The 26226-nt window shown below is 69.5% G+C and carries 21 protein-coding genes, 1 tRNA gene, 1 pseudogene and 1 riboswitch; of the genes and pseudogenes, 15 read left to right on the forward strand and 8 right to left on the reverse strand.

What is annotated here, in order from left to right; translation table 11 throughout:
* Positions 1-29 precede the first annotated feature (29 nt).
* The 5 genes from lon to ACFX43_RS24460 all read left to right on the forward strand — a co-directional run bounded on the left by lon (position 30) and on the right by ACFX43_RS24460 (position 6354).
* Entirely contained in the window at positions 30-2354 is a 2325-nt protein-coding gene (gene lon, locus ACFX43_RS24440) for an endopeptidase La (protein WP_378836694.1), read from the forward strand.
* 68 nt (positions 2355-2422) lie between these two features.
* Positions 2423-2974, forward strand: coding sequence for an isochorismatase family protein (locus ACFX43_RS24445; RefSeq protein WP_378836697.1), 552 nt, complete (start codon positions 2423-2425; stop codon positions 2972-2974).
* Positions 2971-3882 carry a GlxA family transcriptional regulator gene (locus ACFX43_RS24450; protein ID WP_378836700.1) on the forward strand — a complete coding sequence of 304 codons (912 nt, stop codon included), beginning with the start codon at positions 2971-2973 and terminating at the stop codon, positions 3880-3882. The genes ACFX43_RS24445 and ACFX43_RS24450 overlap by 4 nt, the downstream gene beginning before the upstream one ends.
* Positions 3883-3969: 87 nt before the next feature.
* Positions 3970-4109, forward strand: a riboswitch (SAM riboswitch).
* Between the two features lie 11 nt (positions 4110-4120).
* Positions 4121-5392 (forward strand): threonine synthase, encoded by a 1272-nt coding sequence (gene thrC, locus ACFX43_RS24455; protein WP_355224428.1) that lies wholly within the window; start codon positions 4121-4123, stop codon positions 5390-5392.
* A 41-nt stretch (positions 5393-5433) separates the two neighbouring features.
* A complete protein-coding gene (locus tag ACFX43_RS24460; RefSeq protein WP_378836704.1) occupies positions 5434-6354 on the forward strand; it encodes an SGNH/GDSL hydrolase family protein in 921 nt (306 codons plus the stop codon).
* A gap of 14 nt (positions 6355-6368) precedes the next feature.
* Here ACFX43_RS24460 and ACFX43_RS24465 read toward each other — a convergent pair whose 3' ends face one another.
* From ACFX43_RS24465 to ACFX43_RS24485, 5 genes are all read right to left on the reverse strand, one after another.
* A complete protein-coding gene (locus tag ACFX43_RS24465) occupies positions 6369-7979 on the reverse strand; it encodes an AMP-binding protein (RefSeq protein ID WP_378836706.1) in 1611 nt (536 codons plus the stop codon).
* A 74-nt stretch (positions 7980-8053) separates the two neighbouring features.
* The gene (locus tag ACFX43_RS24470) at positions 8054-9622 is read right to left on the reverse strand and encodes an AMP-binding protein (protein ID WP_378836709.1); all 1569 of its coding nucleotides are present in this window, start codon (positions 9620-9622) and stop codon (positions 8054-8056) included.
* Between the two features lie 17 nt (positions 9623-9639).
* Entirely contained in the window at positions 9640-10890 is a 1251-nt protein-coding gene (locus tag ACFX43_RS24475; RefSeq protein ID WP_378836714.1) for an RNA polymerase sigma factor, read from the reverse strand.
* A gap of 14 nt (positions 10891-10904) precedes the next feature.
* A complete protein-coding gene (locus ACFX43_RS24480) occupies positions 10905-11237 on the reverse strand; it encodes a YciI family protein (RefSeq protein WP_378836716.1) in 333 nt (110 codons plus the stop codon).
* Entirely contained in the window at positions 11234-11599 is a 366-nt protein-coding gene (locus tag ACFX43_RS24485; protein ID WP_378836718.1) for a YciI family protein, read from the reverse strand. Before ACFX43_RS24485 ends, ACFX43_RS24480 begins: the two co-directional genes overlap by 4 nt.
* 128 nt (positions 11600-11727) lie before the next feature.
* Between ACFX43_RS24485 and ACFX43_RS24490 the strand changes: the two genes are divergently transcribed.
* Together ACFX43_RS24490 and ACFX43_RS24495 are read left to right on the forward strand one after the other, a co-directional pair.
* Entirely contained in the window at positions 11728-15579 is a 3852-nt protein-coding gene (locus tag ACFX43_RS24490; protein WP_378836723.1) for a Pls/PosA family non-ribosomal peptide synthetase, read from the forward strand.
* Positions 15580-15589: 10 nt separating this feature from the next.
* On the forward strand, positions 15590-17284 hold the full coding sequence (locus ACFX43_RS24495; protein ID WP_378836727.1) for a M1 family metallopeptidase: 1695 nt from the start codon (positions 15590-15592) through the stop codon (positions 17282-17284).
* 313 nt (positions 17285-17597) lie between these two features.
* Here ACFX43_RS24495 and ACFX43_RS24500 read toward each other — a convergent pair whose 3' ends face one another.
* Positions 17598-17888, reverse strand: a complete 291-nt coding sequence (locus ACFX43_RS24500; protein WP_378836730.1) for an AMP-binding protein — start codon at positions 17886-17888, stop codon at positions 17598-17600.
* Here ACFX43_RS24500 and ACFX43_RS24505 point away from each other — a divergent pair.
* From ACFX43_RS24505 to ACFX43_RS24515, 3 genes and pseudogenes are all read left to right on the forward strand, one after another.
* A pseudogene (locus tag ACFX43_RS24505) lies at positions 17883-18224 on the forward strand (AMP-binding protein); the annotation flags it as partial. The gene ACFX43_RS24500 and the pseudogene ACFX43_RS24505 overlap by 6 nt on opposite strands.
* A 310-nt stretch (positions 18225-18534) precedes the next feature.
* On the forward strand, positions 18535-19827 hold the full coding sequence (locus ACFX43_RS24510; RefSeq protein WP_378816107.1) for a DUF222 domain-containing protein: 1293 nt from the start codon (positions 18535-18537) through the stop codon (positions 19825-19827).
* Positions 19828-19915: 88 nt separating this feature from the next.
* Positions 19916-19994 (forward strand) — tRNA-Gln (locus ACFX43_RS24515).
* 95 nt (positions 19995-20089) lie between these two features.
* On the opposite strand, the gene ACFX43_RS24520 is transcribed toward ACFX43_RS24515, so the two are convergent.
* Positions 20090-21022: a DUF1254 domain-containing protein gene (locus tag ACFX43_RS24520; protein WP_378816109.1), complete on the reverse strand. Its 933-nt coding sequence runs from the start codon at positions 21020-21022 to the stop codon at positions 20090-20092.
* Between the two features lie 316 nt (positions 21023-21338).
* Here ACFX43_RS24520 and ACFX43_RS24525 point away from each other — a divergent pair, with 316 nt between their 5' ends.
* Positions 21339-22286: an alpha/beta fold hydrolase gene (locus ACFX43_RS24525; protein WP_378816112.1), complete on the forward strand. Its 948-nt coding sequence runs from the start codon at positions 21339-21341 to the stop codon at positions 22284-22286.
* Between the two features lie 7 nt (positions 22287-22293).
* Here the strand turns inward: ACFX43_RS24525 and ACFX43_RS24530 are convergent, their stop codons facing one another.
* Positions 22294-23076: an alpha/beta fold hydrolase gene (locus ACFX43_RS24530; RefSeq protein WP_378816114.1), complete on the reverse strand. Its 783-nt coding sequence runs from the start codon at positions 23074-23076 to the stop codon at positions 22294-22296.
* Positions 23077-23156: 80 nt separating this feature from the next.
* Between ACFX43_RS24530 and ACFX43_RS24535 the strand changes: the two genes are divergently transcribed.
* The 4 genes from ACFX43_RS24535 to ACFX43_RS24550 all read left to right on the forward strand — a co-directional run bounded on the left by ACFX43_RS24535 (position 23157) and on the right by ACFX43_RS24550 (position 26221).
* Positions 23157-23756 carry a hypothetical protein gene (locus ACFX43_RS24535; RefSeq protein WP_378816117.1) on the forward strand — a complete coding sequence of 200 codons (600 nt, stop codon included), beginning with the start codon at positions 23157-23159 and terminating at the stop codon, positions 23754-23756.
* A gap of 200 nt (positions 23757-23956) precedes the next feature.
* Positions 23957-24388, forward strand: coding sequence for an adenylyltransferase/cytidyltransferase family protein (locus ACFX43_RS24540; protein ID WP_350660472.1), 432 nt, complete (start codon positions 23957-23959; stop codon positions 24386-24388).
* Entirely contained in the window at positions 24385-25983 is a 1599-nt protein-coding gene (locus tag ACFX43_RS24545) for a class I SAM-dependent methyltransferase (protein ID WP_378816120.1), read from the forward strand. Before ACFX43_RS24540 ends, ACFX43_RS24545 begins: the two co-directional genes overlap by 4 nt.
* A gap of 1 nt (position 25984) precedes the next feature.
* Positions 25985-26221 carry a DUF6752 domain-containing protein gene (locus ACFX43_RS24550; RefSeq protein WP_378816123.1) on the forward strand — a complete coding sequence of 79 codons (237 nt, stop codon included), beginning with the start codon at positions 25985-25987 and terminating at the stop codon, positions 26219-26221.
* Positions 26222-26226 lie beyond the last annotated feature (5 nt).

Genomic DNA, 26226 nt, shown 5'->3' on the forward strand with positions numbered 1-26226 from the left:
TCACTCAACTCTTCTAGGAGGGTCCGCAAATGGACAAGCTTCCTGTGCTGTTCGTCTCGGATGCCGTGGTCCTGCCGGGGATGGTCGTGCCCATCGAGCTCGACGAGGCCGCGCAGGCTGCGATCGACGCCGCCCGGGCCGGCTCGGAGAGCCGGCTGCTGGTCGCGCCGCGGCTGGGGGACCGGTATGCGACGTACGGCGCTGTCGCCACGATCGAGCGCGTCGGCCGGTTCCGGGGCGGTGAGCCCGCGGCTGTGCTGAGGGCCGTCGGCCGCGCGAAGATCGGCTCCGGCGTGACCGGCCCCGGTGCTGCGCTGTGGGTCGAGGTCGAGACCGCCACCGAGACGACGACTGAGCACGCGAAGGAGCTGGCCGAGGAGTACAAGCGGCTGGTCGTCGCGGTGCTCCAGCGTCGCGAGGCGTGGCCGGTCATCGACCAGGTCAACCGGCTCACCGAGCCGTCGGAGATCGCTGACACCGCCGGCTACGCGCCCTATCTCGACGACGATGCCAAGCGCGAGCTGCTGGAGACGCCGGACGTCACCGAGCGTCTCGAGAAGGTGATCGCCTGGGCGAAGGACTACATCGCGGAGTCGGAGGTCAGCGACAAGATCGCCGAGGACGTACGCGAGGGCATGGAGAAGACGCAGCGGGAGTTCCTGCTGCGCCAGCAGCTCGCCGCGATCCGCAAGGAGCTCGGCGAGGGCGAGCCCGAGGGGTCCGACGACTACCGGGCCCGCGTCGAGGCCGCCGACCTCCCCGAGGCTGTACGCGAGGCCGCGCTGCGCGAGGTCGACAAGCTCGAGCGTGGTTCCGAGCAGAACCCCGAGACAGCCTGGATCCGCACCTGGCTGGACACGGTGCTGGAGCTGCCGTGGTCGGTCCGGACCGAGGACTCGACCGACGTGGTCGCGGCTCGTGAGGTGCTCGACGCCGACCACCACGGCCTCGAGGAGGTCAAGGACCGGATCGTGGAGTACCTGGCGGTGCGGACCCGACGTGCCGAGCGGGGCCTGCAGGTCATCGGCGGCCGTGGATCCGGTGCCGTGGTGCTGCTCGCCGGCCCGCCAGGAGTCGGCAAGACGTCGCTGGGTGAGTCGGTCGCGCGTTCGCTCGGACGGAAGTTCGTCCGGGTCGCGCTGGGCGGTGTCCGCGACGAGGCCGAGATCCGGGGTCACCGGCGGACCTATGTCGGCGCGCTGCCGGGCCGGATCGTGCGGGCCATCAAGGAGGCCGGATCGATGAATCCGGTCGTGCTCCTGGACGAGGTCGACAAGGTCGGCTCCGACTATCGGGGTGACCCTGCCGCCGCGCTGCTGGAGGTGCTCGACCCGGCGCAGAACCACACCTTCCGCGACCACTACCTCGAGCTCGACCTGGACCTCTCCGACGTCCTGTTCATCGCCACGGCCAACGTGGTCGAGCAGATCCCGTCGGCTCTGCTGGACCGGATGGAGCTGGTCACGATCGACGGCTACACCGAGGACGACAAGGTAGCCATCGCCCGCGACTTCCTGCTGCCCCGGCAGCTCGAGCGCGCCGCGGTGACCTCGGAGGAGGCCACGGTGACTGACGACGCCCTGCGTGAGCTGGCTGCGAACTACACCCGTGAGGCGGGCGTACGCCAGCTCGAGCGGCTCATCGCCAAGGCGCTGCGCAAGGTGGCGACGAAGCTGGCGACCGGTGCGGAGCACGTCGAGATCGGCCTGGACAACCTCAAGGACCTGGTCGGACGGCCGCGGTTCACGCCGGAGTCGGCGGAGCGTACCTCTGTCCCGGGGGTCGCCACCGGACTGGCCGTCACCGGGCTCGGTGGGGACGTGCTCTTCATCGAGGCGTCCTCGGCGGACGGGCAGGCTGGACTGAACATCACCGGCCAGCTCGGCGAGGTGATGAAGGAGTCCGCGCAGATCGCGCTCTCCTTCGTCCGCTCGCACGCCGCCGAGCTGGGCGTCGACTCGGCCGTGCTCGACCGCTCGCTCCACGTCCACGTGCCCGCGGGTGCGGTCCCCAAGGACGGCCCGAGCGCCGGCATCACGATGGTCACCGCGCTCACCTCTCTCGCGACCGGTCGCCCGGTGCGCAGCGAGGTCGGGATGACCGGTGAGGTCTCGCTCTCCGGGCGGGTGCTGCCCATCGGCGGCCTCAAGCAGAAGCTGCTCGCCGCCCAGCGAGCCGGTCTGACCGAGGTCTTCGTGCCCCAGCGCAACGAGCCCGACCTGGACGAGGTCCCCGACGAAGTCAAGCAGGCCCTGAAGATCAACCTGGTGAGCGATGTCAGGGATGTCGTACGCGGCGCGCTCGCGCCTGCCGAGGGAGAGGCCACCACACAGAACACTGTTGCCGCTGCCTGACCGGATCGTTCCGGATGCTGCCCGCTTGATGCCTCGTGCGTCGAGCGGGCAGCTCGCACACTGGGGGCATGAGCAACCGAGCCCTTCTCGTCATCGACATCCAGGAGTCCTTCCGGCAGCGGGAGGCCTGGCAGCAGACTCTTCACCCCGACATCGCCGACCGCGCCGACAGGCTGGTGAGCCTCGCGCGGGCCGCGGGCGACCTGGTGGTCTGGGTGCTCCACACCGAGCCCGGCAGCGGCGGCGTCTTCGACCCGGAGTCGGGTCACGTGCGCTACCTCGACGGGCTCAGCGGCCCCGAGCCGGGCGATGTCGAGCTGCGCAAGACCGCCCACAACGCCTTCACCACGACCAACCTGCAGCAGGTGCTGACCGAGCGCGGGATCACCGAGCTCGTGGTGTGCGGGATCCGCGCCGAGCAGTGCGTCGAGACCACCGCGCGGGTCGGCTCCAACCTCGGCTACCGGGTCACCTATGTCGCCGACGCGGTCACCACCGAGCCGCTGGGCGGGCTGTCGGCCGAGGAGGTCGTGGAGCGTACGAAGCTCGTGCTCAGCGGCCGATTCGCCGAGATCGCGACGATCGCCGATCTGGAGGCTGTGGCAGCATCTGTGGCATGAGCGCCGTTGTGTTCGTGCTGCTGCCCGGCGTACATCTGCTCGACCTCGCCGGGCCGGCACAGGCGTTCCACACCGCGGGCAGCCTGGGGCATCCCTACGACCTCGCGTACGTCGCGGGCGCCGAGCCCGGGGAGGTGCTCTCCGCACAGGGGCTGCCTCTGACGGCCACCGCGGAATGGCCCGATCTCGAGCCCGGTGACCTGATCGTCGTGCCGGGCTGGCGAGCGGCGGACGACCTCGTCGCCGGCCCCCGGCTCACCCGCGAGACGGCAGAGCGGTTGCGTGCCCATCATGCCGCCGGGGGCGAGGTGGCCAGCGTCTGCGCCGGCGCCGACGCCCTCGGGCAGGCGGGCCTCCTCGACGGACGTCGCTGCACCACCCATCACGATCTCCAGGACGCGCTGTCCAGTCGCTACCCGAAAGCCCGGGTGGTGCGTGACGTGCTCTTCACCAGCGATGACCGGATCGTGACGTCGGCAGGCATCGCCAGCGGCATCGACCTGAGCCTGCACCTGCTCGCGGTGCGCCACGGACCGGCGCTGGCGGCTCGAGTGGCCCGCGACATGGTCGTCTACGCGCGGCGCAACGGGGACCAGCCGCAGGAGAGCGTCCTGCTGCGCCACCGGAACCATCTCGACGACACCGTCCACCATGTGCAGGACGTCATCGACGCCCGGTTCGCCGAGCCGCTTCCGCTCTCCGTTCTGGCGGACGGCGCCGGGGTGAGCGAGCGCACCCTGACCCGCGCCTTCGTAGCTGCGACCGGCCTCACCCCGCTCCGCTATCAACAGGCGCTCCGCCGCGAGCGTGCCGACCACCTCCTCGCCGCCGGCACCACCATGGAGTCGGCCGCCCGTGCGGTGGGCTTCGACGATGCCCGGATGCTGCGCCGCCTCCGCGCTCGCTGAACCCCGATTGTCCAGATGGTGGACGACTGGTCCGCGGAATGGAACCCGGGTGTGTTTGGCGGCTGATACCTGCCGTACGATCGCTACTGCTCATCGAGAGGGACTGAGGGAACGGCCCAGTGAAGTCCCGGCAACCGACCACGATCCTCCTCCCGGCCATCGGGTAGGGCGTGGAGCAGGTGCTAATTCCGGCCCGGCGCGAGAGACGTGATCGGGGAAGATGAGGAGGAGGTTTCTCATGAGCGCTGCGACCACGGAGACGAAGGGCCTGCGCGAGGGTGCTTTCGGCAACGCCTCGGCGCTGTCGTGCCGGGAGTGTGGGCACCAGATCGAGCTCGGACCGCATTACGCCTGTCCGGAGTGTTTCGGGCCACTCGAGGTGGCCTATGACTTCCCGGCCGTGACCCGCGAGGAGATCGAGGCCGGACCCCGCAACATCTGGCGCTACAAGGCGCTGCTGCCGGTGCCCGACGACATCGAGCAGAGCCCCAACACCGAGCCCGGCTTCACCCGGCTGCTGGACGCGAAGAACCTCGCGCGTGAGCTCGGCATCGAGAAGATCTGGGTGAAGGACGACTCGACCAACCCGACCAACTCCTTCAAGGACCGCGTGGTCGCCTGTGCTCTGAGCGCCGCCCGCGAGCTCGACGCCAAGGTCTTCGCCTGCCCGAGCACCGGCAACCTGGCCAACGCGGTGGCGGCGGCTGGCGCGCGCGCCGGAATCCCGACCGCGGTCTTCATCCCGAGCAACCTCGAGCAGCCCAAGCAGGTCAACTCCGCCGTCTTCACCGACAACCTGATCGCCGTCGACGGCAACTACGACGACGTCAACAAGCTCGCTCAGGAGATCGCTGCGGAGGAGGAGGGCTGGGCGTTCGTGAACGTCAACGTACGTCCCTTCTACGCCGAGGGCTCCAAGACGCTCGGCTTCGAGATCGCCGAGCAGCTCGGCTGGCGCCTGCCCGACCAGATCGTCATCCCGGTGGCCTCCGGATCCCAGCTGACCAAGGTCGACAAGGCATTCAAGGAGCTGATCAAGCTCGGTCTGGTCGAGGAGAAGCCCTACCGGATCTTCGGCGCCCAGGCCACTGGCTGCAACCCGGTCGCGACCGCGTTCAAGGCCGGCGTCGACGCCATCCGCCCGGTCAAGCCCGACACGATCGCCAAGTCGCTGGCCATCGGCAACCCGGCCGACGGCATCTACGTCCTCGACGCCACCCGCTCCTCCGGTGGTGCTGTCGAGGAGGTCACCGACGACGAGATCCGCGCCGCGATCGTGCTCCTGGCCCGCACCGAGGGTATCTTCACCGAGACCGCCGGCGGCACCACGCTCGCGGTCACCAAGAAGCTCGTCGACAACGGTCTGCTCGACCCGAGCCTGGAGACGGTGATCATCAACACCGGCCACGGCCTCAAGACGCTCGACGCGGTCAGCGGCATCGTCGGCCCCCGCGCCACCATCGCCCCCAACTACGACGCCTTCGAGGAAGCCGGGCTCTCCCAGGCGTAGGTTAATTTCGCGTTCACATCCGTGGGGTACACCTAAGGAATGTGAACACCACGAAGACGAGTGAAGAGGCCAAGTGGCTCGGCATGGTCGCCGCCACCGCCGGGGTCGCCGGCGCAGTCGGTGTGGTGGGGGCGGCGGCCGGTGCCGGGTTCGTGACGTTGCTGAAGAGACAGGCGGCGCACGCGCGTGACGTGATCGGCAAACCCCTCGGTGAAGAGGCGATCGACGCCGACAAGGTCTACAAGAAGACCTACGGAGGTACGCCGGTCGAGCTCCTCATCCTCGGCGACTCGATCGCCGCCGGGCTGGGCGCGGAGACCCGGAGCGGCACCCTCGGCGCACGGCTGGCCAAGGGCACGGCCAAGGCTCTGCTGAGGCCGGTGCGGCTGCGTACGGCTGCCGTGGTCGGGGCCGAGACGTCGATGCTCCCCGCGCAGCTCGAGTCGCTGCCGAAGGGCTACCGGCCCGATGTGGCGGTGGTCATCGTGGGCGGCAACGACGTCACCCACCGGGTCCCGCAGAAGGACTCCACCCGGGTGCTGGGGGAGGTCATCGACGCGCTGCGTGAGCGCGGTGCCGAGGTCGTGGTCGGGACCTGCCCGGACGTGGGTGCGGTCCGCCCCTTGCCGCAGCCGCTGCGCTCGCTCGGGCGCAGGATCGCCAAGCAGCTGGCCGACGGGCAGCGCGAGATTGCGCTGGCCCGGGGCGCCCACGTCGTCTCGCTCTCCGACGTCGTCGGCCCGTTCTTCATCACCAACCCCGACGAGATGTTCGCCATCGACCACTTCCACCCCAGCGCGATGGGCTACAAGCGCACGGCGAAGGCGATGCTGCCTTCCGTCCTCGCCGCCCTCGGGCAGGTCCAGCAGGTCCCGTTCGGACACCACCTGCCCGAGCTCCCGCCCGAGGCGACCGAGCCGCCGGATCTTGACACGAATACCGGTCGAGTCGGCTCGTCATAACGCGCCGACTCGGGCTACTTCTCCTCTGCCCTGGCCTCCGCCTCGTCCGGGTTCTTGCCGCCGGTGCTGAGCATGTCGGCGGTGAGGCCGGTCGCGGCGCGGTAGTCGACGGTGCCCGCAGGCGTACGGGGCACCGACTCGACCAGCAGGACGAGCTTGGGCTCGTGGGACTCTCCGAGCCGGTCGCGGGCGTGCTTGCGCAGGTCGGCAGCGGTGGTCTCGGTCGACGGGGCCAGCTGCACCAGCGCCGCGACCTGCTGGCCCCAGCGCGGGTGGGGCATGCCGAAGACGGCGGCGTCGACGACGTCCTCGTGGGCGAGGAGCACGCCCTCGATGGTCTCGGGGTGGATCTCGAGGTCACCGGTGCGTACGAGCGTGGCGGCCCTGCCGAGCAGGGTGATCGAGCCGTCCTGCTCCCGGCGGGCGAGGTCGCCGGGGAAGGTCCAGCGCCGGTTGTCGATCAGCTTGATCGCGGTGGCCGAGCGGGCGTTGTCCTTGTAGTAGCCGAGAGCCGAGGGGCCGGAGCGGGCCAGCAGGCCCTCGACCCCGGGGGCCGCCGGGGTGAGGTCGGGGTTGAAGACCTCCACCTCGGGGCCCACCATGAACCGCGCCTCGCCGGGCACGAGCGGGGATCCGTCGTCGGCGCGGGAGCCGGTGACGCCGGTCTCGAGGGTGCCGTAGGAGTCGACGATGACCCGGCGCGCGAAGGCGTTGCGCAGGATTCCGAGGACGCCTTCGGATAGCGGCGCCGCGGTGTTGGAGACGCCGGCGAGAGAGCGCAGCGGCCAGCGCTTCTTGCCGGTCAGCCGGGCGTTGGCCACCGGCCGCGCCTGGGCGTCGCCCAGCAGCGTGATCGCGGTCGCGCCGGCCTGCTCGGCGAGGTCGAGGAAGGCCTCGGCGGAGAAGGTGGGAGAGGTGTCGAGCACCGCGGTGCCACCGGCGACCAGTGCCCGCAGGAGCAGCAGCTGGCTCTGCCCGTGCAGCAGCGGACCGCCGGCCAGCAGGACGACACCCGAGTCGCGGGCGGCCGCCTCTGCGGCGAGACCCTCGACCGACGGGATCGGCGCGTTGCGGCGGACCGTGTTCAGCGCGGCCCAGATCAGGTCCTCCTGGCGCCAGACCGCACCCTTCGGGGTGCCCGTGGTGCCGGTGGTGAAGATGATGTGCCAGTCGCCGGGCGTACGTCCGACAGTAGGCCGCTCCTTGGACGCAGCGGCGACCTTGGCGTCGTAGTCAGGCCCCAGGACGACGCGGTGGTCGAGCCTCAGGTCGAGCTCGTCGAGGTCATCGGTGAACTCGGGGGAGACGATGGCCGCGACGCAGTCGGTGGCGGCGTACGTCCTTGCGAGCTCGTCACGCCGGTAGGCGTGGTTGATGTTGACCGGGATGGTGCGGGCCTTGAGGCATCCGTAGAGGGCGTCGACCCACTCGATCCGGTTGGTCGCGTGGACGGCGACCTGGGCACCCGGCTCGAGGCCGACGCTCAGCAGGTGGTTGGCCAGGCGCGTGGCACGCTCGTCGATCTCGGCGTACGAGTAGGCGCGGTCGGAGGTGACGACGGCCGTGCGATCGGGGATCGCATCGGCCATCGCTTCCAGGATGTCGGGCAGTGTGAGGGGGATCACGGCGGACACAGAGACGTACGCTTTCCAGGGGTAGGGCCGTACGGCACCGAACCGTACGTCGGATCAGCCGGTCGTCACGTACGCGCCTCGAGCAGCTCGGCGGCGACCGTAGCGCTCGCACGATAGTCCACCTTGCTCACGGGCGTGCGGGGGACTCGCTCCACGAGCAGGATGTCCTTGGGCACCTTGTAGGCGGAGATGAGGCTGCGGCAGTGCTCGCGGAGCGCATCGGTCGAGGTCGCGGCGCCGTCGCGGAGCTGAACGAGAGCGGTGACCTGCTGGCCCCAGCGCTCGTGCGGGGTGCCGACGACCGCGGTGTCGAAGACGTCCGCGTGACGCAGCAGGACCGACTCGACCTCCTCGGGGAAGACCTTCTCGCCGCCGGTGTTGATGCAGCCCGACCCGCGGCCGAGGACGGTGATCGAGCCGTCCTCCTCGCGCCGCGCGAAGTCGCCCGGGATGGACCAGCGCTGCCCGTCGACCTCCTTGAACGTCGCCGCGGTCTTGACCGGGTCGTTGTAGTAGCCCAGCGGGATCGAGCCGGTGCGCGCGAGCATGCCGGTCTCGCCCGGCGCGCACGGCTTCATGTCGGTGTCGAGGACCTGTACGTCCATCCCGACCTGGAACTTCGGCGCGGCCTGCGTGCCCTCGTTGCCGTCGTCGACCTGCATGCCGGCGGCCCCGGACTCCGAGGCGCCGTAGGAGTCGAGGATGTAGCGGCCCGGGAGCGCCTCCCGGAGCTGGGTGCGGACCCCCGCGGAGAGCGGGGCGGCGCCGTTGGAGACGGCGAACAGGCTGCTCAGGTCCCAGCGCTCCGGCTCGCGAAGGATCGCCTCGGCGACCGGGCGGCCCATCGCGTCGCCCAGGAAGGTGAGCGAGTTGACCCCGGCGGCCTGGACCAGGTCGAGGATCGTCTCGGGCGACCAGGTCGGCTCGGTGTAGAGCGAGACCGTGCAGCCGGCGACATGGCCGTTGCCCATGATCCACTGGCTGCCGCCGTGCATCATCGGACCGCAGGCCAGCAGCACCATCGGCGACTCCTGTGCCGCGGCCTCCTGGGCGAGCTGCTCGACGGTGTCGAAGGGGGCTCCGAACCGGCTCGCGTTCATCGCGGCGCGGATGATGTCCTCCTGGCGCCACACGACGCCCTTCGGCATCCCGGTGGTGCCGCCGGTGTAGATGACGTAGCGGTCGTCGGGGCTGCGCTCGATGTCGGGGCGCTCCTTGGAGGCGGCGGCGACCGCGGCGTCGTACTCCTCACCCAGGACCAGCGTCGGGATGCCCAGGCCGAGCGCGGCGACCGCCTCGACGTGCTCCGGCCCGATGATCGCGGCGACGGCGTCGGAGTTGCGGTAGAGGTGGTCGAGCTCGTCGTGGAGGTACTTGTGGTTGATGTTGATCGGGACCGCTCGCGCCTTCATGCACCCGTAGAAGGCGTCGACCCACTCGATCCGGTTGCGGGAGTGGACGGCGACGTGGTCGCCGGGTTTGATGCCCTGCCCGAGGAGGTGGTTGGCCAGCCTGGTCGCGCGCTCGTCGACCTCGGCGAAGCTGTAGGCGTGTTCCATCGTGAACACGGCGGTGCGGTCGGGGATGGCGTCGGCCATCGCCTCGAGGATGTCAGGGAGAGTGATCGGGGTCACATCACCGAGTGTGGCAACTAGAACGTGTTCTCGTCTAGCGATTGAGGCGGAAAACCTCCCAGGGCCCTTTGCCGCCGGGTGAGGTCGGCCCGCTCCGGCCCGTGCGTGCAGAGCGCGATGGCCTCCGCATACGCCTCGATCGCGTCGTCGTGACGCCCCGACCGCTCCAGCAGCTGGGCGCGTACGGCAGGCAGCCGGTGCCCCGCGAGAGCGACCGAGTCCAGCGCCTCGAGCCCGGCCTCGGCGCCGTTCGCCTCGGCCACCGCGACGGCCCGGTTGAGACGTACGACCGGGGTGTCCTGGAGAGCCAGCAGCTCGTCGTAGCGCTCGACGATGCGCTTCCAGGCGGTCGTCTCTGAGCTGGGCGCGAGGGCGTGCTCCGCGGCGATCAGCGCCTGCAAGAGATACGGCGCCGGGACCGCGTCGGCGAGCGGGGTGAGGATCGCGAGGGCCTCGGCGATCTCGTCGGCCCGCCAGCGGGTGCGGTCCTGGTCCGGGAGCAGCACGAGAGCGCCGTCCGGCCCGATCCGGGCTGCTCGGCGCGAGTGCTGCAGGAGCATCAGCGCGAGGAGGGCGTCGATCTCCGGGTCCGGCTCGGGAAGGACCGACCGAAGGACGCGGACCAGCCGGATCGCCTCGCCGGCCAGATCGCTGCGTACGACATCCGGACCGGTGCCGGGGGCGTAGCCCGCCGTGAACGCGAGATAGGCGACCTCGGCGACGATCCCGACCCGGTCGGCGAGATCCGCGGGAACCTCGAAGGAGGCGCCCGCCAGCCGCTTCCGGGCCCGGGTCAGTCGTGCCGCCATCGTCGCCTTCGACTGCAGGAAGAGCCGCCTGATGTCCTCGGTGGAGACGCCGAGGACCAGACGGAGGGTGAGCGCCGCGGCGGCTTCGCGGGACAGGGTCGGGTGGGCGCAGAGCAGCACCAGGCGCAGCCGCTCGTCGGTGGTCGCCTCGACACCGGCCCCGAACGGCACGGTGGCCATCACCCGCTGCGCCTCCTGGGTCACTGCCGCATCCACGGCGAGCAGCGGCATCTTGCGAGCCAGCACCTCCTCAGAACGCATCCGGTCCACGATCCGCCGCCGCGCCGTGGTGAGCAGCCACGCCGGTCCGTTGTCGGGCTCGCCGTCGACGGGCCAGTGCCGGGCGGCCGCCTCGAAGGCGTCGGCCAGGCCGTCCTCGGCCAGGTCGAGACGCCGGAACTGCGCGACGAGCAGGGCCAGCAACCGGCCCCACTCCTCGCGCAGCAGCGTCTCCAGCATCGACGCGGGTCGCCCTAGTCCGCCGCGCGGATCTCGATCGCCGACTCGACCGTGGCGAGCAGCTTGCAGCACTCGACCAGGTCGTCGCGGTCCTCGGACTCCACGACGTAGAGCCCGGCGAGATGCTCGGCTGCCTCGGTGTAGGGGCCGTCGGTGACTCCCGAGGCACGCACGGTCACGGCCGTCGACGGAAGGTCGAGCGCGGCGCCGTGCCGCAGGTCGGTGTGGCCGCGTTCGGCCAGCAGCGCGGAGAACTTCTCGTGCACAGCGAACAACGCGTCCTTCTCCTCCTGCGTCTTCGCCTGCCACTCGGCCTCGACGTTGGGGATGAGCAGGTAGTACCTCATGCGGACATCCCCTCGTGCTCGACGATCTCGCGGACCTCGAGCGCCGTCTCGAGCTCGGCGAGCACCTTGCAGCACTCGAGCATGTCGTCGGCGTCGTCGGTCTCGATCGTGTAGAAGCCGGTCACGTGCTCGACGGTCTCGGCGAACGGGCCGTCGGTGATCACCACCCCGTCACCGGTCTTGCGCAGCGTCTTGGCTTTGCTGGAGTGGTGGAGCTCGGCGCCCCCGGTGACCTTGTGGCCGCGTTCGGCCAGCAGCTTGGCGAACCTGCCGTGCACCTCGTATCCGGCTGCCTTCTCCTCCGGCGTCGACTCGGCCCAGAAGGCCTCGTTCGTCGGCAGCAGCACCATGTATCTGGTCATCGTGATCCCTTTCGTCCGCTCGAATTGAGTCTGTCACCGGGGATGACGGGTGGGACAAGGCCAAATCGACACCGAGAAGGAACGAAGATGTACGTCATCCGTTCAACTATCACCGGAAGGCTCCGCGTGTGACCGACCCCCTGCTGCGAGGCGACCTCGCGCCCGAGCCCCGGACGCTCGTCGACATCTTCCGGGCCACCGCGGCCCAGGTGCCCGACGAGCCGGCCGTCGACGCGGGCAACGGGCTGCTGACGTACGCCGAGCTCGAGGAGGCCGCCGACGGGCTGGCCGCCGAGCTCAACGCCGCCGGGATCGGGCCGGGGGACAAGGTCGGGCTGCGGATCGCGAGCGGCACCACCGACCTGTACGTCGCGATCCTCGGGATCCTCTGCGCGGGCGCTGCCTACGTGCCGGTCGACGCCGACGACCCCGAGGAGCGGGCCCGGCTGGTCTTCGGTGAGGCCCAGGTCGCCGCGGTCGTGACCAACGACCTGCGGGTCACCACTACGGGCGAGACCGGCGAGGCCGGTGAGGTGCGTGAGCCGGAGGAGCCGTCGACCGAAGACGACGCCTGGGTGATCTTCACCTCCGGGTCGACCGGCACGCCGAAGGGCGTCGCGGTCACCCACCGCAACGCCGCGGCGTTCGTCGACGCCGAGTCGCGCCTCTTCCTCCAAGACGCCCCGATCGGGGTCGGCGACCGGGTGATGGCGGGTCTCTCGGTGGCCTTCGACGCGAGCTGCGAGGAGATCTGGCTGGCGTGGCGCTACGGCGCCTGCCTGGTCCCGGCCCCGCGGGCGCTGGTGCGTTCCGGGGTCGACGTCGGCCCATGGCTGGTCGCCAACCAGATCACCATCGTCTCGACGGTGCCCACGCTGGTCGCGCTGTGGCCGCCGTCCTCGCTGGACCGGGTCCGGCTGCTGATCACCGGCGGCGAGGCGATCCCGCCCGAGCTCGCCGCCCGTCTGGTCACGTCCGGCCGCGAGGTGTGGAACACCTACGGTCCGACCGAGGCGACGGTGGTGGCCTGCGGTGCCCGGCTGACCGCAGAAGGGCCGGTGAGAATCGGCCTCCCGCTCGACGGCTGGGACCTCGCCGTCGTCGACCCTGCCACGGGGGTTCCGGTCCCCGAGGGCGAGACCGGCGAGCTGATCATCGGTGGCGTCGGCCTGGCGCGCTACCTGGACGCGGCCAAGGACGCCGAGAAGTACGCCCCGATGCCCACCCTCGGCTGGGAGCGCGCCTACCGGTCCGGCGACCTGGTCGTCAACGACCCCGCCGGGCTGCTCTTCGGCGGGCGCGCCGACGACCAGATCAAGCTCGGCGGACGGCGTATCGAGCTGGGCGAGATCGACAGTGCCCTGCTGCAGCTGGACGGAGTCGTCGGGGCCGCGGCGGCGGTGCGAAGGAGCGCCGCGGGCAACAGCCTGCTGGTCGGCTACGTCACCGTCGACGACACCTTCGACCAGGCCACCTCCGTCGCCCGGCTCCGGGCCGACATGCCGGCGGCCCTGGTGCCGCGGCTGGCCGTGGTCGACAGCCTCCCGACACGTACGAGCGGGAAGGTCGACCGCGACGCACTGCCGTGGCCGCTCGCCTCGGCCGCGGGTTCGGGGGAGGGGCTCAGCGACACCGAGGCCTGGCTGGCCGGGTTGTGGAACGACGTCCTCGGCGCCGAGGTCATCGGGCCGGCGGCTGACTTCTTCGACCTCGGCGGCGGCAGCCTGACCGCGGCCCAGATGGTCAGCCTGATCCGCGAGCGCTTCCCCGAGGTCGCGCTCGGCGACATCTACGACCAGCCGAAGCTCGGGGCGCTCGCGACCTACATCGACGAGATGGGCAGCTCTGCCGCGCTCTCCGAGCACGAGGTGCCGGCCGTACGCCTCAAGACCCAGGTCGCGCAGGTGGTCGCCACGATCCTGCTGCGCTGCCTCGCGGCACCGCGCTGGCTGACCTGGATCGGGCTCGGGACGACGCTCGCCCAGCCGTGGGCACCCTGGCTGCCCTCGCTCAGCTGGTGGATCCTCGTGCCGGCCGTCCTCGCCTTCCTGACCCCGCCGGGCCGGATGCTGCTCGCCGCGGGCGCAGCGCGACTCATCCTGCGCGGCGTACGTCCAGGGGAGCACCCCCGCGGCGGCAAGGTCCATCTCCGGCTCTGGCTGGCGACGCACGCCGTCGACGAGCTCGGCGCCCACGGTCTCGCCGGCGCACCCTGGATGCTCTGGTACGCCCGGCTGCTCGGCGTGCGGATGGGCAAGAACGTCGACCTGCACAGCCTCCCGCCGGTCACGGGCATGCTCACCCTCGGCAAGGGCTGCTCGATCGAGCAGGAGGTCGACCTCTCCGGTCACTGGATCGAGGGTGACGTGCTCCATCTCGGCGAGGTCGAGGTGGGCGACCGTGCCCGTGTCGGGGCACGGTCGACACTTCTGCCCGGCGCCCGGGTCGGCGACGACGCCGAGGTCGGACCCGGTTCGGCGGTCTTCGGCGTGGTGCCGGCGGGTGAGTTCTGGTCGGGTTCGCCGGCCGTGCGCGCCGCCAGAGAGGCCCGCGGGCCGTGGCAGCCACCCGAGGCGCGAGCCCAGGTCTGGATGCTTCTCTACGGCATCGCGGCCGCCGTCCTCGCACTGCTTCCCGCGGTCGCCATCGGCGTCGGGATGCTCGTCGCCGTCGCCCTCGCCGGCGTGCCCACCTCCTACACCGACATCGGGGCGCTGCTGGCCTGGAGCCCGGTCGCGGTGGCGGCCGGCTTCGCCACCCTGGCCGCGCTCATCTGGGCGGTGGTGCGGCTCGCCGGTCTGGCGATCGCCCCCGGCGTACATCCCGTACGCAGCCTGGCCGGCGTCGCGGTCTGGTCGACGATGCAGGTGCTCGACGAGGCCCGCACCTGGCTCTTCCCGCTCTACTCCTCGACGCTGACGCCGCTGTGGCTGCGGGCGCTGGGCGCGAAGATCGGCAAGCACGTCGAGGCCTCGACGGTCCTGATGATCCCCGGGCTGACGCAGGTCAACGACCAGAGCTTCCTGGCCGACGACACCCTGATCGGCGGCTACGAGCTCGGCGGCGGCTGGCTGCGGGTCGAGCGGGTGAAGATCGGCAAGCGGGCCTTCGTCGGCAACTCCGGCATGGCGGCGCCCGGCCGCAAGGTGCCGAAGGCGTCCCTGGTCGCCGTGCTCAGCGCGGCCCCGCGCCGCAAACGTGCGCAGAAGGGGGAGAGCTGGCTCGGCTCGCCGCCGGCGCCGCTGCGCCGGGCGGCCGGCGAGGCCGACTCGGGACGTACCTATGACCCGCCGGCCGGGCTCAAGATCGCAAGGGCGCTCGTCGAGCTGGCCCGGTTGGTGCCGCAGGCGCTCGCGGTGCTGCTCTACGCAGGGGTCGGCTACGTGCTCGTGCGGGTCTGGGAGGCGACCGACCTCCTCGTCGCGATCTTGGTCACCGGGCCGGTGCTCGCGGTCGCCGGAGCGGTCGCCGCCGGCGTCACGGTGGCGGCGAAGTGGCTGCTCGTGGGCCGCATCCGGGCCGGGTCGCACCCGCTGTGGAGCTGGTTCGTATGGGCCAACGAGCTGGCCGACACCTTCGTCGAGGTGCTCGCCGCGCCCTGGTTCACCGGCGCCGTGTCCGGGACCCCGGTGCTCAACCTCTGGTTCCGAGCGCTCGGCGCGAAGATCGGCCGCGGCGTGTGGATCGAGACTCACTGGCTCCCCGAGACCGACCTCGTCGAGCTCGGCGACGGCGCCACGGTCAACGCCGGCACCGTCGTGCAGACCCACCTGTTCCACGACCGTGTCCTGGCCCTCGACGCGGTCACTCTCAAGAGGGGCGCCACGCTCGGGCCCAACTCGGTGATCCTGCCCGCCGCGGCCATCGGCCGGCACGCGGTCGTCGGCCCGGTCTCGCTGGTCATGCGCGGGGAGAGCCTCCCGGACAAGACCCTGTGGATCGGCAACCCGATCGGTCCGTGGGACCAGGCGGCCCCCTAACATGACCGCCGTGCCGAAGCTCCCCGCAGCCGACCCCTACCTTCCAGGTCACGGGGACCCGTCGTGGAGCGCGACCCACTACGACCTCGAGCTCACCTACGACCTGGTCGGCAACCGGCTCGCGGGCACGGCGACGATCCGCGCGGTCGCCGTCGACGACATCAGCCGCGTCGTGCTCGACCTCGCCTACTTGCGGGTGCAGAAGGTCTCGATCGACGGCCGCCCGCCGGCCAAGTGGGCCCACCACGACCACCGCCTGGTGCTGAATCTCCGCTCGCGGATCGCGGCCGGCGAGGAGTTCGTGGTCACGGTCAGATACGCCGGAAAGCCCCGCCCGGTCGTGCTCTCGCACCACGGCGACGCCGGCTGGGAGGAGCTCGACGACGGCGTCATCGTCGCAGGTCAGCCCCATGGTGCGCCGACCTGGTTCCCGTGCAACGACCGCCCCTCCGACAAGGCCCGCTACGCGATCAGCGTGACCACCGCGCCGGGGTATGCGGTCGTCTCCAACGGCGAGCTGACCTCCCGCGTACGCCGCGGCAGCGGGGAGACCTGGCGCTACTGGCAGGCCGAGCCGATGGCGACCTATCTGGCCACGGTGCAGATCGGGCGCTACCGGGTCGTCGACATCGCGCCGACCGAAGGGCCGGGCGGCCGGGTGCCGATCCGGGCCGCGTACCCGGTCGACGCCACCGCCGGGTTCGAGGCCTCCTTCGGGCGCCAGCGGGAGATGATGGCCTACTTCACCTCGGTCTTCGGGCCCTATCCGTTCGCCTCCTACTCGGTCGTGGTCACCGACGACGAGCTCGAGATCCCGCTCGAGTCGCAGTCGCTGTCGACCTTCGGGCGCAACCACCTGACCGGCGAGTGGTCGGAGGTACGCCTCGTGGCCCACGAGCTCGCCCACCAGTGGTTCGGCAACGCCGTGACCCTGCGCGAGTGGCGCGACATCTGGCTGCACGAGGGTTTCGCCTGCTACAGCGAGTGGCTGTGGTCCGACGCCTCCGGGGGCCGCTCGTGCGGCGAGCACGCCCGTCACCACCACCGCCGGCTCTCCGGGCTGGCGCAGGACCTGGTCCTCGCCGACCCCGGTCCCGCGGACATGTTCGACGACCGCGTCTACAAACGCGGAGCACTGACCCTGCACGCACTGCGGCGCACCGTCGGCGACGAGGCCTTCTTCAAGATCCTGCGCACCTGGGTCGCCCGGCACAGCGGGGGATCGGTCACCACCGCCGACTTCGAGGCCCTCGCGGCCGAGGTCTGCGGCCGTGACCTCACCGCGCTCTTCGACGCCTGGCTGCGCCGGCCGGCGCTGCCCGACCTGCCCCCCCGAAAACAGCCGCGCCGCTGGNTCTTCGCCAGCCCGAGCAGCCTGGCGCCCTTCTCCGGTGAGACCCGCCGCGCCAGAGCAACCTGGGAAGCCACGCCCTCGCCGAGTTTGCGGGCAGAAACCCCGGCATCTGATTGGCGTGCCCGGACCGCTTCGCCGAGACGTACCGCCGCTTCGGCTTGGACGGCCTCAGCGGTGCACTTGACCGCTTCGAGACCAGCGATCCAGTCCACCAGCTCAGCCTCGGACGCACCCGAAGGCGGCCCAGCGAGAAGATGGTCGATGGTCTCGTACATGCGCCTTATTATATGCGACCGGGCGCCCCGTGGCGACCTATTTAAGCAGGTCAAACCCAAATTATGCGGTCAGTGAACAAGCAACGTGAACTCCGCGCCACTCTCTCGCCGCCGCCCCGATATAGGCGAAATCTTTCTCGATCGAGTGCCGAGTCAAGGATGGCCGAAGGCCACCGCGAAGCGGCGGGCGAAGCCCGTCCTTGACGCGGCGCGCGATCGAGAAACACTCAAAGACCGGGTCGGCGGCGAACCCTGAAACGAAAACACGGTCGCGTAAGCGAGGTTTCCCCAAGACGACTGCGTTGGTCTCGACACGCCTCCGCCGCCCTCGCTTCGCTCGGGTGCTCCCTCGCTCGGCACGCCCGGACGAGCAAGCTCGCCGGGCGGCCTCACTCGGTCGCATNGCTGTTGACCATTGCCGGAATAAAATGCGCGGTCGTCACCTTTTCTGAGGCAAACGCTTCAATCATCCGCACAGGATCTTTCTCCCAGCCGGCAGGAAGCAGATACACGGAGGCGCCTGACATCGTCCACCAAAACAATTGCCAGATAGAGGCGTCGAATGAAAAGGATGATTTCAGCACGATAACATCCTCTTCCGTTAACGGAAACTGCCCTTGCATCCCTGATAAAAAGGCGGCGGCCTGACGGTGTTCAACAGCTACTCCCTTCNGGATCATCTCGCTTATATGATTTACACGTCAGGAACGACCGGGCAGCCGAAGGGTGTCATGGTCGAACACCATGCGCTGGTGAACCTGTGCTTCTGGCATCACGACGCATTCGCCATGACGGCGGATGATAAAAGCGCCAAATACGCGGGCTTCGGTTTTGACGCCTCCATCTGGGAAATGTTCCCGGCATGGACCATCGGCGCGGAGCTTCACGTCATTGACGAAGCGATCCGGCTGGATATCACCCGCTTAAATCACTATTTCGAGGAGAACGGCGTGACCATCACCTTCCTGCCGACGCAGCTGGCCGAACAATTTATGGAGCTGGAAAATACCTCTCTCCGNCAACACGGTCACTTCTCGGGGAAACCTCGCTTACGCGACCGTGTTTTCGTTCCAAGGTTCGCCGCCGACCCGGGCTTTGAGTGTTTCTCGATCGCGCACCGCGTCAAGGACGGGCTTCGCCCGCCGCTTCGCGGTGGCCTTCGGCCATCCTTGACCCGGCACCCGATCGAGAAAGATTTCGCCTATAACGGGGCGGCGGCGAGAGAGTGGCGCGGAGTTCACGTTGCTTGTTCGCTGGCTGCGTAACTGTCATCTGACCTGCTTAAATAGGTCGCGGCGGGGTGCGCGATCGCATATAATAAGGCGCATGTACGAGACCATCGACCACCTCCTCGCTGGGCCGCCTTCGGGTGCGTCCGAGGCTGAGTTGGTGGACTGGATCGCTGGTCTCGAAGCGGTCAAGTGCACTGCTGAGGCGGTGCAGGCAAAAGCGGCGGTACGTCTGGAGGAAGCGGTCCGGGCACGCCAGGCCGAGGCTGGGGTGCCTGCCCGCAGGCTTGGCGAGGGCGTGGCTTCGCAGGTTGCGTTGGCGCGGCGGGTCTCGCCGGAGAAGGGCGCCAGGCTGCTCGGGCTGGCGAAGATCCTGATCGCCGAGATGCCGCACACCTTCGCCCTGATGAGAGCCGGGCTGTTCTCGCAATGGCAGGCCACCATCCTGGCTCGTGAAACCGCGTGCTTGTCGGTGGAGGACCGTCGGGTGGTCGACTACGAACTCTGTGCCACCGGGCCGGGCGGTGAACCTGCTAAGGCGGTGGCGATGGGGCTGCGGCAGCTCGAGAACGCCGCCAAGAAACTCGCCATCACCCTCGACCAGGAATCCGTCGTGGCCCGGGCCGCCAACGCAGTGAAGGACCGCCGGGTCAGCCTGCGGCCGGCACCGGACACGATGACCTGGCTCGGTGCCCTGCTCCCGGTCAAGGACGGTGTCGCGGTCTTCGCGGCACTGGACCAGGCGGCGAAGGCTGCCCACGCAGCCGGCGACGAGCGGACCCGTGGCCAGGTCATGGCCGACACCCTCGTCGACCGAGTCACCGGCCGTGCTGAGGGAGCCAAGCCTCGGATCGAGGTCAAGATCGTGATGACCGCCGACGCCCTCACCAACACCAACGACCAGCGCGCCATGGTCGAGGGCTACGGCCCCGTCCCCGCAGCCTGGGCCCGCGAAGCCCTCGCCGATGCCGAGGTCTTCGTCCGGCGGCTGTTCACCGACCCCGCCGGGCAACTGGTCGCGATGGAATCCCGCTCACGCAAAGCACCCGACGGGCTCGCCGACTTCATCACCACTCGCGACGGAGGGATCTGCCGCACCAACGGCTGCGACGCCCCCATCCGCAACATCGACCACATCGAACGCCACGCCGACGGCGGCGCCACGAGCGCCGAGAACCTGCAAGGGCTGTGCGAACGGTGCAACCAGGCCAAGGAGGCCCTCGGCTGGCGAGCCAGACCAGGACCCGACGGCAGCATCATCACCATCACACCCACGGGCCATACCTACACGAGCCCACCACCCGACACCTGGGCACAACGCCCGCCAACCTGGTCCCGGGCAGAGTTCATCCTGCGCAACGTACTTCTCGACCACGATCTCGCCGCGTGACGCTTTCCAGGCTCGACCGGCATGCAGTGTCAGTGCGCACGGTGGGGGCGCTGCCGTCTACAGTTGTCCCGTGCGTTTCGGCGTACGTTCCCCGGTTGGTCTGCCGGCAGGGCCCGCCTGACTTTGAATCAGGACTAGCGACGTAGGTTCGACTCCTACCCGGGGAGCAGAAAGCCCCGCCTTGATGGCACACGGGGATGCACACGGCGGACCGGAAACGGTCCCGGATCCTTGGTAGCTCGGCATGGGTCGCCCGGTACGGCTACTTGCCCAGGCTGGGGAACGTCCAGGTGCCGTCGAGGACGGCGGGGTGCGGGCGGTAGAGGCGGACGATGTAGTTCCAGCCGTCCATGACGCCGAGGGTGTTCGGGCCTGCCGCGGTGCCGAACCGAACGGTGATCGAGCCGTCGTTGTCCCGCTGTGCGGTGATGCTGTTCAGGCTGACCTCTGCGTCCCCGACCTGCTCGAAGTACCCGGCCGCGTTGTAGACCGAGATCGACCAGAACGCGTCGACCGGCACCTCGCCTATGCGCAGCTCGTAGTTGCCGATGGGAAGGCCGGGCTCGACGTTGAGGTAGAACGCTTCCTGTTCGGGCAGGCCGCCCCAGCCTGCCGCGGTGCCGAGCAGGTGTCGGACGGGGTCGACATCCTCCTTGCGGCCGAATGCCCGGTCGTAGCGAGGCAGGCCGCGGGCGAGCTCGAGCAGCGCCGAGCGGGTCGAGTCGAGCGAGGCCTTGTCGAAGTCGGCTGCGACGAATGCTCGGTCGGAGGTGGCTTTGAGTTGTATCTCGTCCTGGAGGGCGTTGACCGCGGCGATGTCGGCGGGGTCGTTCGGGTCGACCAGCGTCCGCACGGCGATCAGGACATAGTCCGTGTCGTAGTCAGCCACCGAGAGCTCGTGGGTGCCGGGCTCGTGAAGGATCCGGTTGATGTAGTGGTCCTCGTTGACGACCATCACCGACATGTAGCGCCCGCGGCTGTCGGGAAGCGTCAGGGCGGCACCGCTGGAGATGTCCACGATCGCGCTGGAGTAGAGCGTGTCTCGGTTTTGCCTGATGACGGGCTGCTCATCGAGTGACTCGGGGGCGCGGACATGCACCAGCTCGTTGGTCGCACCCCGGGTCTGCAGGGCAGCGAACATCCGGTGCGTCTCGGCGCGGGCAAAGTTGTCGACGTTCACTGTCTCGGAGTTCATGGTCCGAAATCTGCTCGCCCTTGGTGACTGCCGGTTCACCCGCCAAGGGTGAACCGGGAACGTGATCTGGCGCGGTCCCACGTCGCGGCGTACTCGTCCGCTCGGTCACATCGAGGCGCTCGGCGAGTTCCGCACGACGCCAGGACCGGTGGGTCTGGAGCAGCGAGAGCGGCGTGAGCGTGCGCCCGGTGGGGTCAGCCGACATGTTCTCAATCTGTCAAGCATTGAGGACGGTTCCTGTCCGCGATGGCTTCTACGGTCACATCAACCGATCGCCACACCGCGCGCATCGGCATGTGGCTGAAAGGACATCGCAATGTCAGAACCCATCGACTTTCCCGAGCCGAGCATGATCGCCGTCAACGGGATCGAGCTCGAAGTCTCCGAGGCGGGCCAGGAGAACGCCGGCAATCCCATCGTCCTCTGCCACGGCTGGCCGGAGCTGGCCTTCTCGTGGCGCCATCAGATGGGTGCGCTCGCCGCAGCCGGCTACCACGTCATCGCTCCCAACCAGCGCGGCTACGGCAACTCGTCTCGCCCCGCCGAGGTCTCCGACTACGACATCGTGCATCTGTGCGACGACCTCGTCGGTCTGCTGGATCACTTTGGATACGAGGACGCCGCGTTCGTGGGCCACGACTGGGGCGCGAACGTGGTGTGGAGCGCCGCCGTTCTGCATCCCACGCGGGTGAACAAGGTGATCGCGCTCAGTGTGCCGTACATGGAACCCGGTGAGGTGCCGCCCCTCGCGTTCATCGAGGCGATCGTCGGTAGCGACTCGTACTTCGTCCACTTCAACCGCCAGCCAGGGGTGGCCGACGCCGTGTTCGACGCGAACGCCCGCCAGTTCCTGCGCAACCTGTACCGCAAGAACGAGCCCACGGCCGAGCCGGAGTCTGGCATGCCGCTCATCAACTTGGCCCACGCCGAGGCTCCACGCGGAGAGCCTGTGATGAGCGACGAGGAACTGGAGGTGTTCATCGACGCGTTCGAGGCATCGGGCTTCACTCCGAGCGTGAACTGGTACCGCAACGTGGACCGCAACTGGGAGCTGATGGAGGAAGTCGACCCGATCGTCCACCAGCAGGCACTGATGATCTACGGCTCACGTGACACGGTCATGAGGGCGCCGAACCTCGAGAAGTTCGTACCGCGCGTCGAGGTCGTGGAGCTGAACTGCGGCCACTGGATCCAGCAGGAGCTGCCGGAGGAGACCACCCGCCTGATTCTCGAATGGTTCCAGCGAGGAGCATCTCGAGTGTGAGTGCGGCTCACGTAGCGTGGCGGCGGAGGAAGCTGCGGAGGATGTCGTTGAACGCCTGCGGAGCCTCGAGGTTGCTGACGTGGCCACAGTCGGGGATGACGGCGAGATCCGCGCCCGGGATGAGGCGCTCGAACTCGTGGGCAACCGACAGGGGCGACCGTACGTCGAGGGTGCCCCAGATGAGCTGGGTGGGCACCTGGATCGTCCCGAGCACGTCGGTCAGATCGGCATGGGCCATCGCGGTCAGGGCGGTCAGCATGCTGTGGCGGCGTACGTCGGCAGACATCGCCTCCAGCAGGGGCACGAACTCCGCCGGCGGAGGGCCGGCGAAGAGGCCCGGGAGGATCGGGTCGAAGCTGTCGTCCGGCTGGTCGCGCAGGCCGGCGAGGCGGGCGTCGGCCTCGTCGGGTCCGAGGGAGCCGCGCCAGCCGGCGTAGCCGTCGGCGAGCACCAGGCTTCGCGCCACCGCAGGGTGGCGGCGGTAGAGCTCGAGGATGACGGTCACTCCCCAGGAGAGTCCGACGAGGGTCCACGGAGAGATGTCCAGGGCGCGGATCAGCCCGGCAAGGTGGTCTGCGTAGTCGCTCAGCGCGAAACCCTCGGGCACGTCGCCGGAGCCGCCGGCGCCTGGTTCGTCCCACGCGATGACGGTGAACTCGTCCGAGAGCGCGTCGAGCTGTGGTGTCCAGGCACGGCCGTCCTCGGCGCCGCCGTGGACGAACACGACCGCAGGACCGTTCCCGGCCCGCCGGAAGGCGATGCGCAACCCGTCGATCTCGACGACATCCATGAACCGACGGTAACGCGCTCGGGGTCCGGGCAGGGGATCCCCTGATGTGCTCGCCGTGCCGAGATTCGTAGCGTGGGACCATGACGACTCTCGCGAGCCAGAGGGGACCGGTGGCGCCCGCGGCGCGGGCCGCAAGCCCTGCCGTCATCGCTGTCGCGGTGCTGATGGCGTTGGGCTGTCTGGCGTTCGCGGGGGTGAACGTGGTCTTCGAGGCGACCGATCGTTTCGCCGAGGGCCGCTACGCCGAGTACGCCACCGGGCTCTCGGTCATGAACTGGACCGTCACGGGCCTGAAGGTGCTGGGCGCCGTGGTGGCGCTGCTGTCGGTGGCCACGCGTCCGATCCGGTTCGTGACGCCATGGGTCATGTCGGTGCTGCTCTGGGGTGCATTCGCGACCCTCGCGCTCGACGCGGTCGGGAGCACGGTGGAGGCCGGCGCGATCCTCGTGGGAGCGAGTGGAGCCTCGGCCGACCTCGGCGTACGGTCGGTCGCCTACCTCCTGGGATCGATCGTGTCGGCCGCAGGATTCGGGGTGCTCGCCGTCTCCTACCTGCGGCGGTACGCGGTCTCGAAGGTCACCGTCCTCCTAGGCGTGCTCGGTGGCCCGGTCCTCCTCGGACTGCTGTTCCTCGGCCTTCCCGGACTGCTCGTCGTCCTCGGTGTCATGCCGCCTGCGTGACCCGCCGCTCCGCCATTGATGGCCACGCGCCGTTCATCTTCGTGTAAGGTCGCCGGGCTTCCTGTGCACACCCGCGTGTCGCGTTGGTGATTGCGGGGATGCGCAAGGTGGTATGGATACTGGCCTCATATCGGGGTCGTGGGGGAGCAGGGTGTAAAGTCGCCCAAACTAATCGACAAACACTTGGAGGAAGCGTGGGCATGGGACCGATCATCGGTTACGTACCTGGCGTGTTCGATCTCTTCCACATCGGTCACCTCAACATGCTGCGCCAGGCGCGAGAGCGCTGCGACACGTTGATCGCGGGTGTGGTCTCCGACGAGGTCTGCGAGACGACGAAGGGGATCATCCCGACCGTCCCGCTCGTCGAGAGGCTGGAGATCGTCGAGGCGATCGGGATCGTGGACGCGGTCTACGCCGAGCGCACCACCGACAAGGTCGACTCCTGGCGCGAGGTCGGGTTCACCCACCTCTTCAAGGGTGATGACTGGAAGGGCACCGAGAAGGGCGACGCGCTCGAGAAGAAGATGGCGTCGGTCGGTGTCGAGGTCGTCTACTTCCCCTACACGCTCCAGACCAGCAGCACCGCTCTGCGGAAGGCCATCGCGCGAGAGGATGCCCAGGTCTCGTGACCGGCAGTGCCCCCACTCCTGGCGGACAGTTCGAGATCTCCGACGAAGGGGTCCTCGTCCGGGACTCCTCGACGCCGGTTCTGATTCTCTCCGTCGACGGCCAGTACGTCTGGTCCCTCACTCCCGAGCGCGACGGCCACCCGGTCGACGGGGGCACCATGGTGCCGTGGCCCACCGTGCTCACCCGGTTCCTGGACGGCACCGCGACGATCACCATCGCCGACTACGAGGGCGAGGTGCTCTTCGAGGACAAGGTCGTCCTCGGCTCCGGTGAGGGCAGCATCTCGATCGTCGACGGCGGCGGCAACCCGCTCAGCGTCGACAAGGTCGGCCACCTGACCCGCTCCTTCGAGGCCACCGACGAAAAGATCCGCGAGGAGATCCTCGACGGCACCCAGCGTGTCCTCGCCGACCTACGCGACGTGGTCGGCGTCGAGGCCTACCTCAACTACGGCGCGCTCCTCGGCGCGATCCGTGAGGGCCGGATGCTCGGCCACGACTCCGACACCGACGTCTGCTACCTCTCCAAGCACACCGTCCCCGCCGAGATCATCTCCGAGTCGTACGCCATCGAGCGCACCATGCGCGAGCGCGGCTGGAGCGTCCTGCGGATGTCGGGCGGCGACATCAAGGTGCTGCACCAGGTCTCGGACGGCCGCAAGGTGCACATCGACATCTTCGTGGCGTTCTACGTGCCCGACAAGGACGGCGAGCCGGTCTTCTACCAGCTCGGCAACCGCTCCGGCCGTCTGCGCCGCGAGGCGATCGTGCCGGTCTCGACGATCAACCTGCACGGCTATGACTTCCCGGCTCCCGCCGAGCCCGAGGAGATGCTGGCCTTCATCTACGGCCCGAAGTGGCGCACCCCGGACCCGTCGTTCAAGTACGCCGACCCGCCGGCCGGCGTACGTCGTCTGGACGGCTGGCTGCGTGGCTTCCGCACCGACATGGGGTCCTGGACCGAGTTCCACAACACCCGCGGGAGCGAGCTCGAGAGCAAGCAGTCGGCGTTCGGTGCGTGGGTCCAGAGGCAGCTGCCCGAGGACGCGAAGGTGGTCGACATCGGCTCCGGCGCGATCGGGCGTGACGGTCGCTTCTTCGCCCGCAAGGGACACCAGGTGCATTCGGTGGACTTCTCCCGCGCCGCGGTGGCCGCCGTACGCCGCAGGGCCGAGCGCCACAAGCTCCCGCTGGTCTCCGAACAGCTCATCCTCGGCGAGCTGCGTTCGACGCTGACGCTGGGTGCGCGGCTGGCTCGCGACCCACACCATCTCTACGCCCGCGACCTGATCGGCTGCCTCGACGGTGCGGCGCGGAGCCAGCTCTGGACCCTGGCGAAGATGGCGCTGCGTCCCGGCGGCGGCAAGCTCTACCTCGAGTTCGCGGTCACCGGCGAGGACCTTCCCGAGCCGCAGCCCGAAGGCCTCGTGCGCCGCGTCGACCCCGCCCTCGTCCAGGCCGAGATCGAGGCGGCCGGCGGTGTGGTCGAGCACCTCGGGATCAACGAAGGCCAGGACATGCTCGGCAACCCGCTGCCCGGCGTCGCGCGGCTGCGCGCCTCCTGGCCATCCCTCAACCGTGCAGAAGGAAACTGACATGTCCGACGAATCCGGCATCAAGAACATCGCTCGCGGTGCCCGCGACGCCGCCCGTACGCGTGCCTCGCTGGTGCGCCGCATCGAGGCGCTCGAGGCCGAGGTGCAGGAGCAGCGTCAGCTCAACCGGCGCGTCGCCGAGCTGACCGACGTGGTCGCCGAGCTGCTCATCCCGCTGCAGGACGCCGACAAGGAGAAGGCGGAGCAGATCCTCGCGGCCTACCGTGCACGGATCTGACCCCT

Origin of the sequence: Nocardioides sp. YIM B13467 (assembly GCF_042788075.1) — a bacterium.
Classification (GTDB): Bacteria; Actinomycetota; Actinomycetes; order Propionibacteriales; family Nocardioidaceae; genus Nocardioides.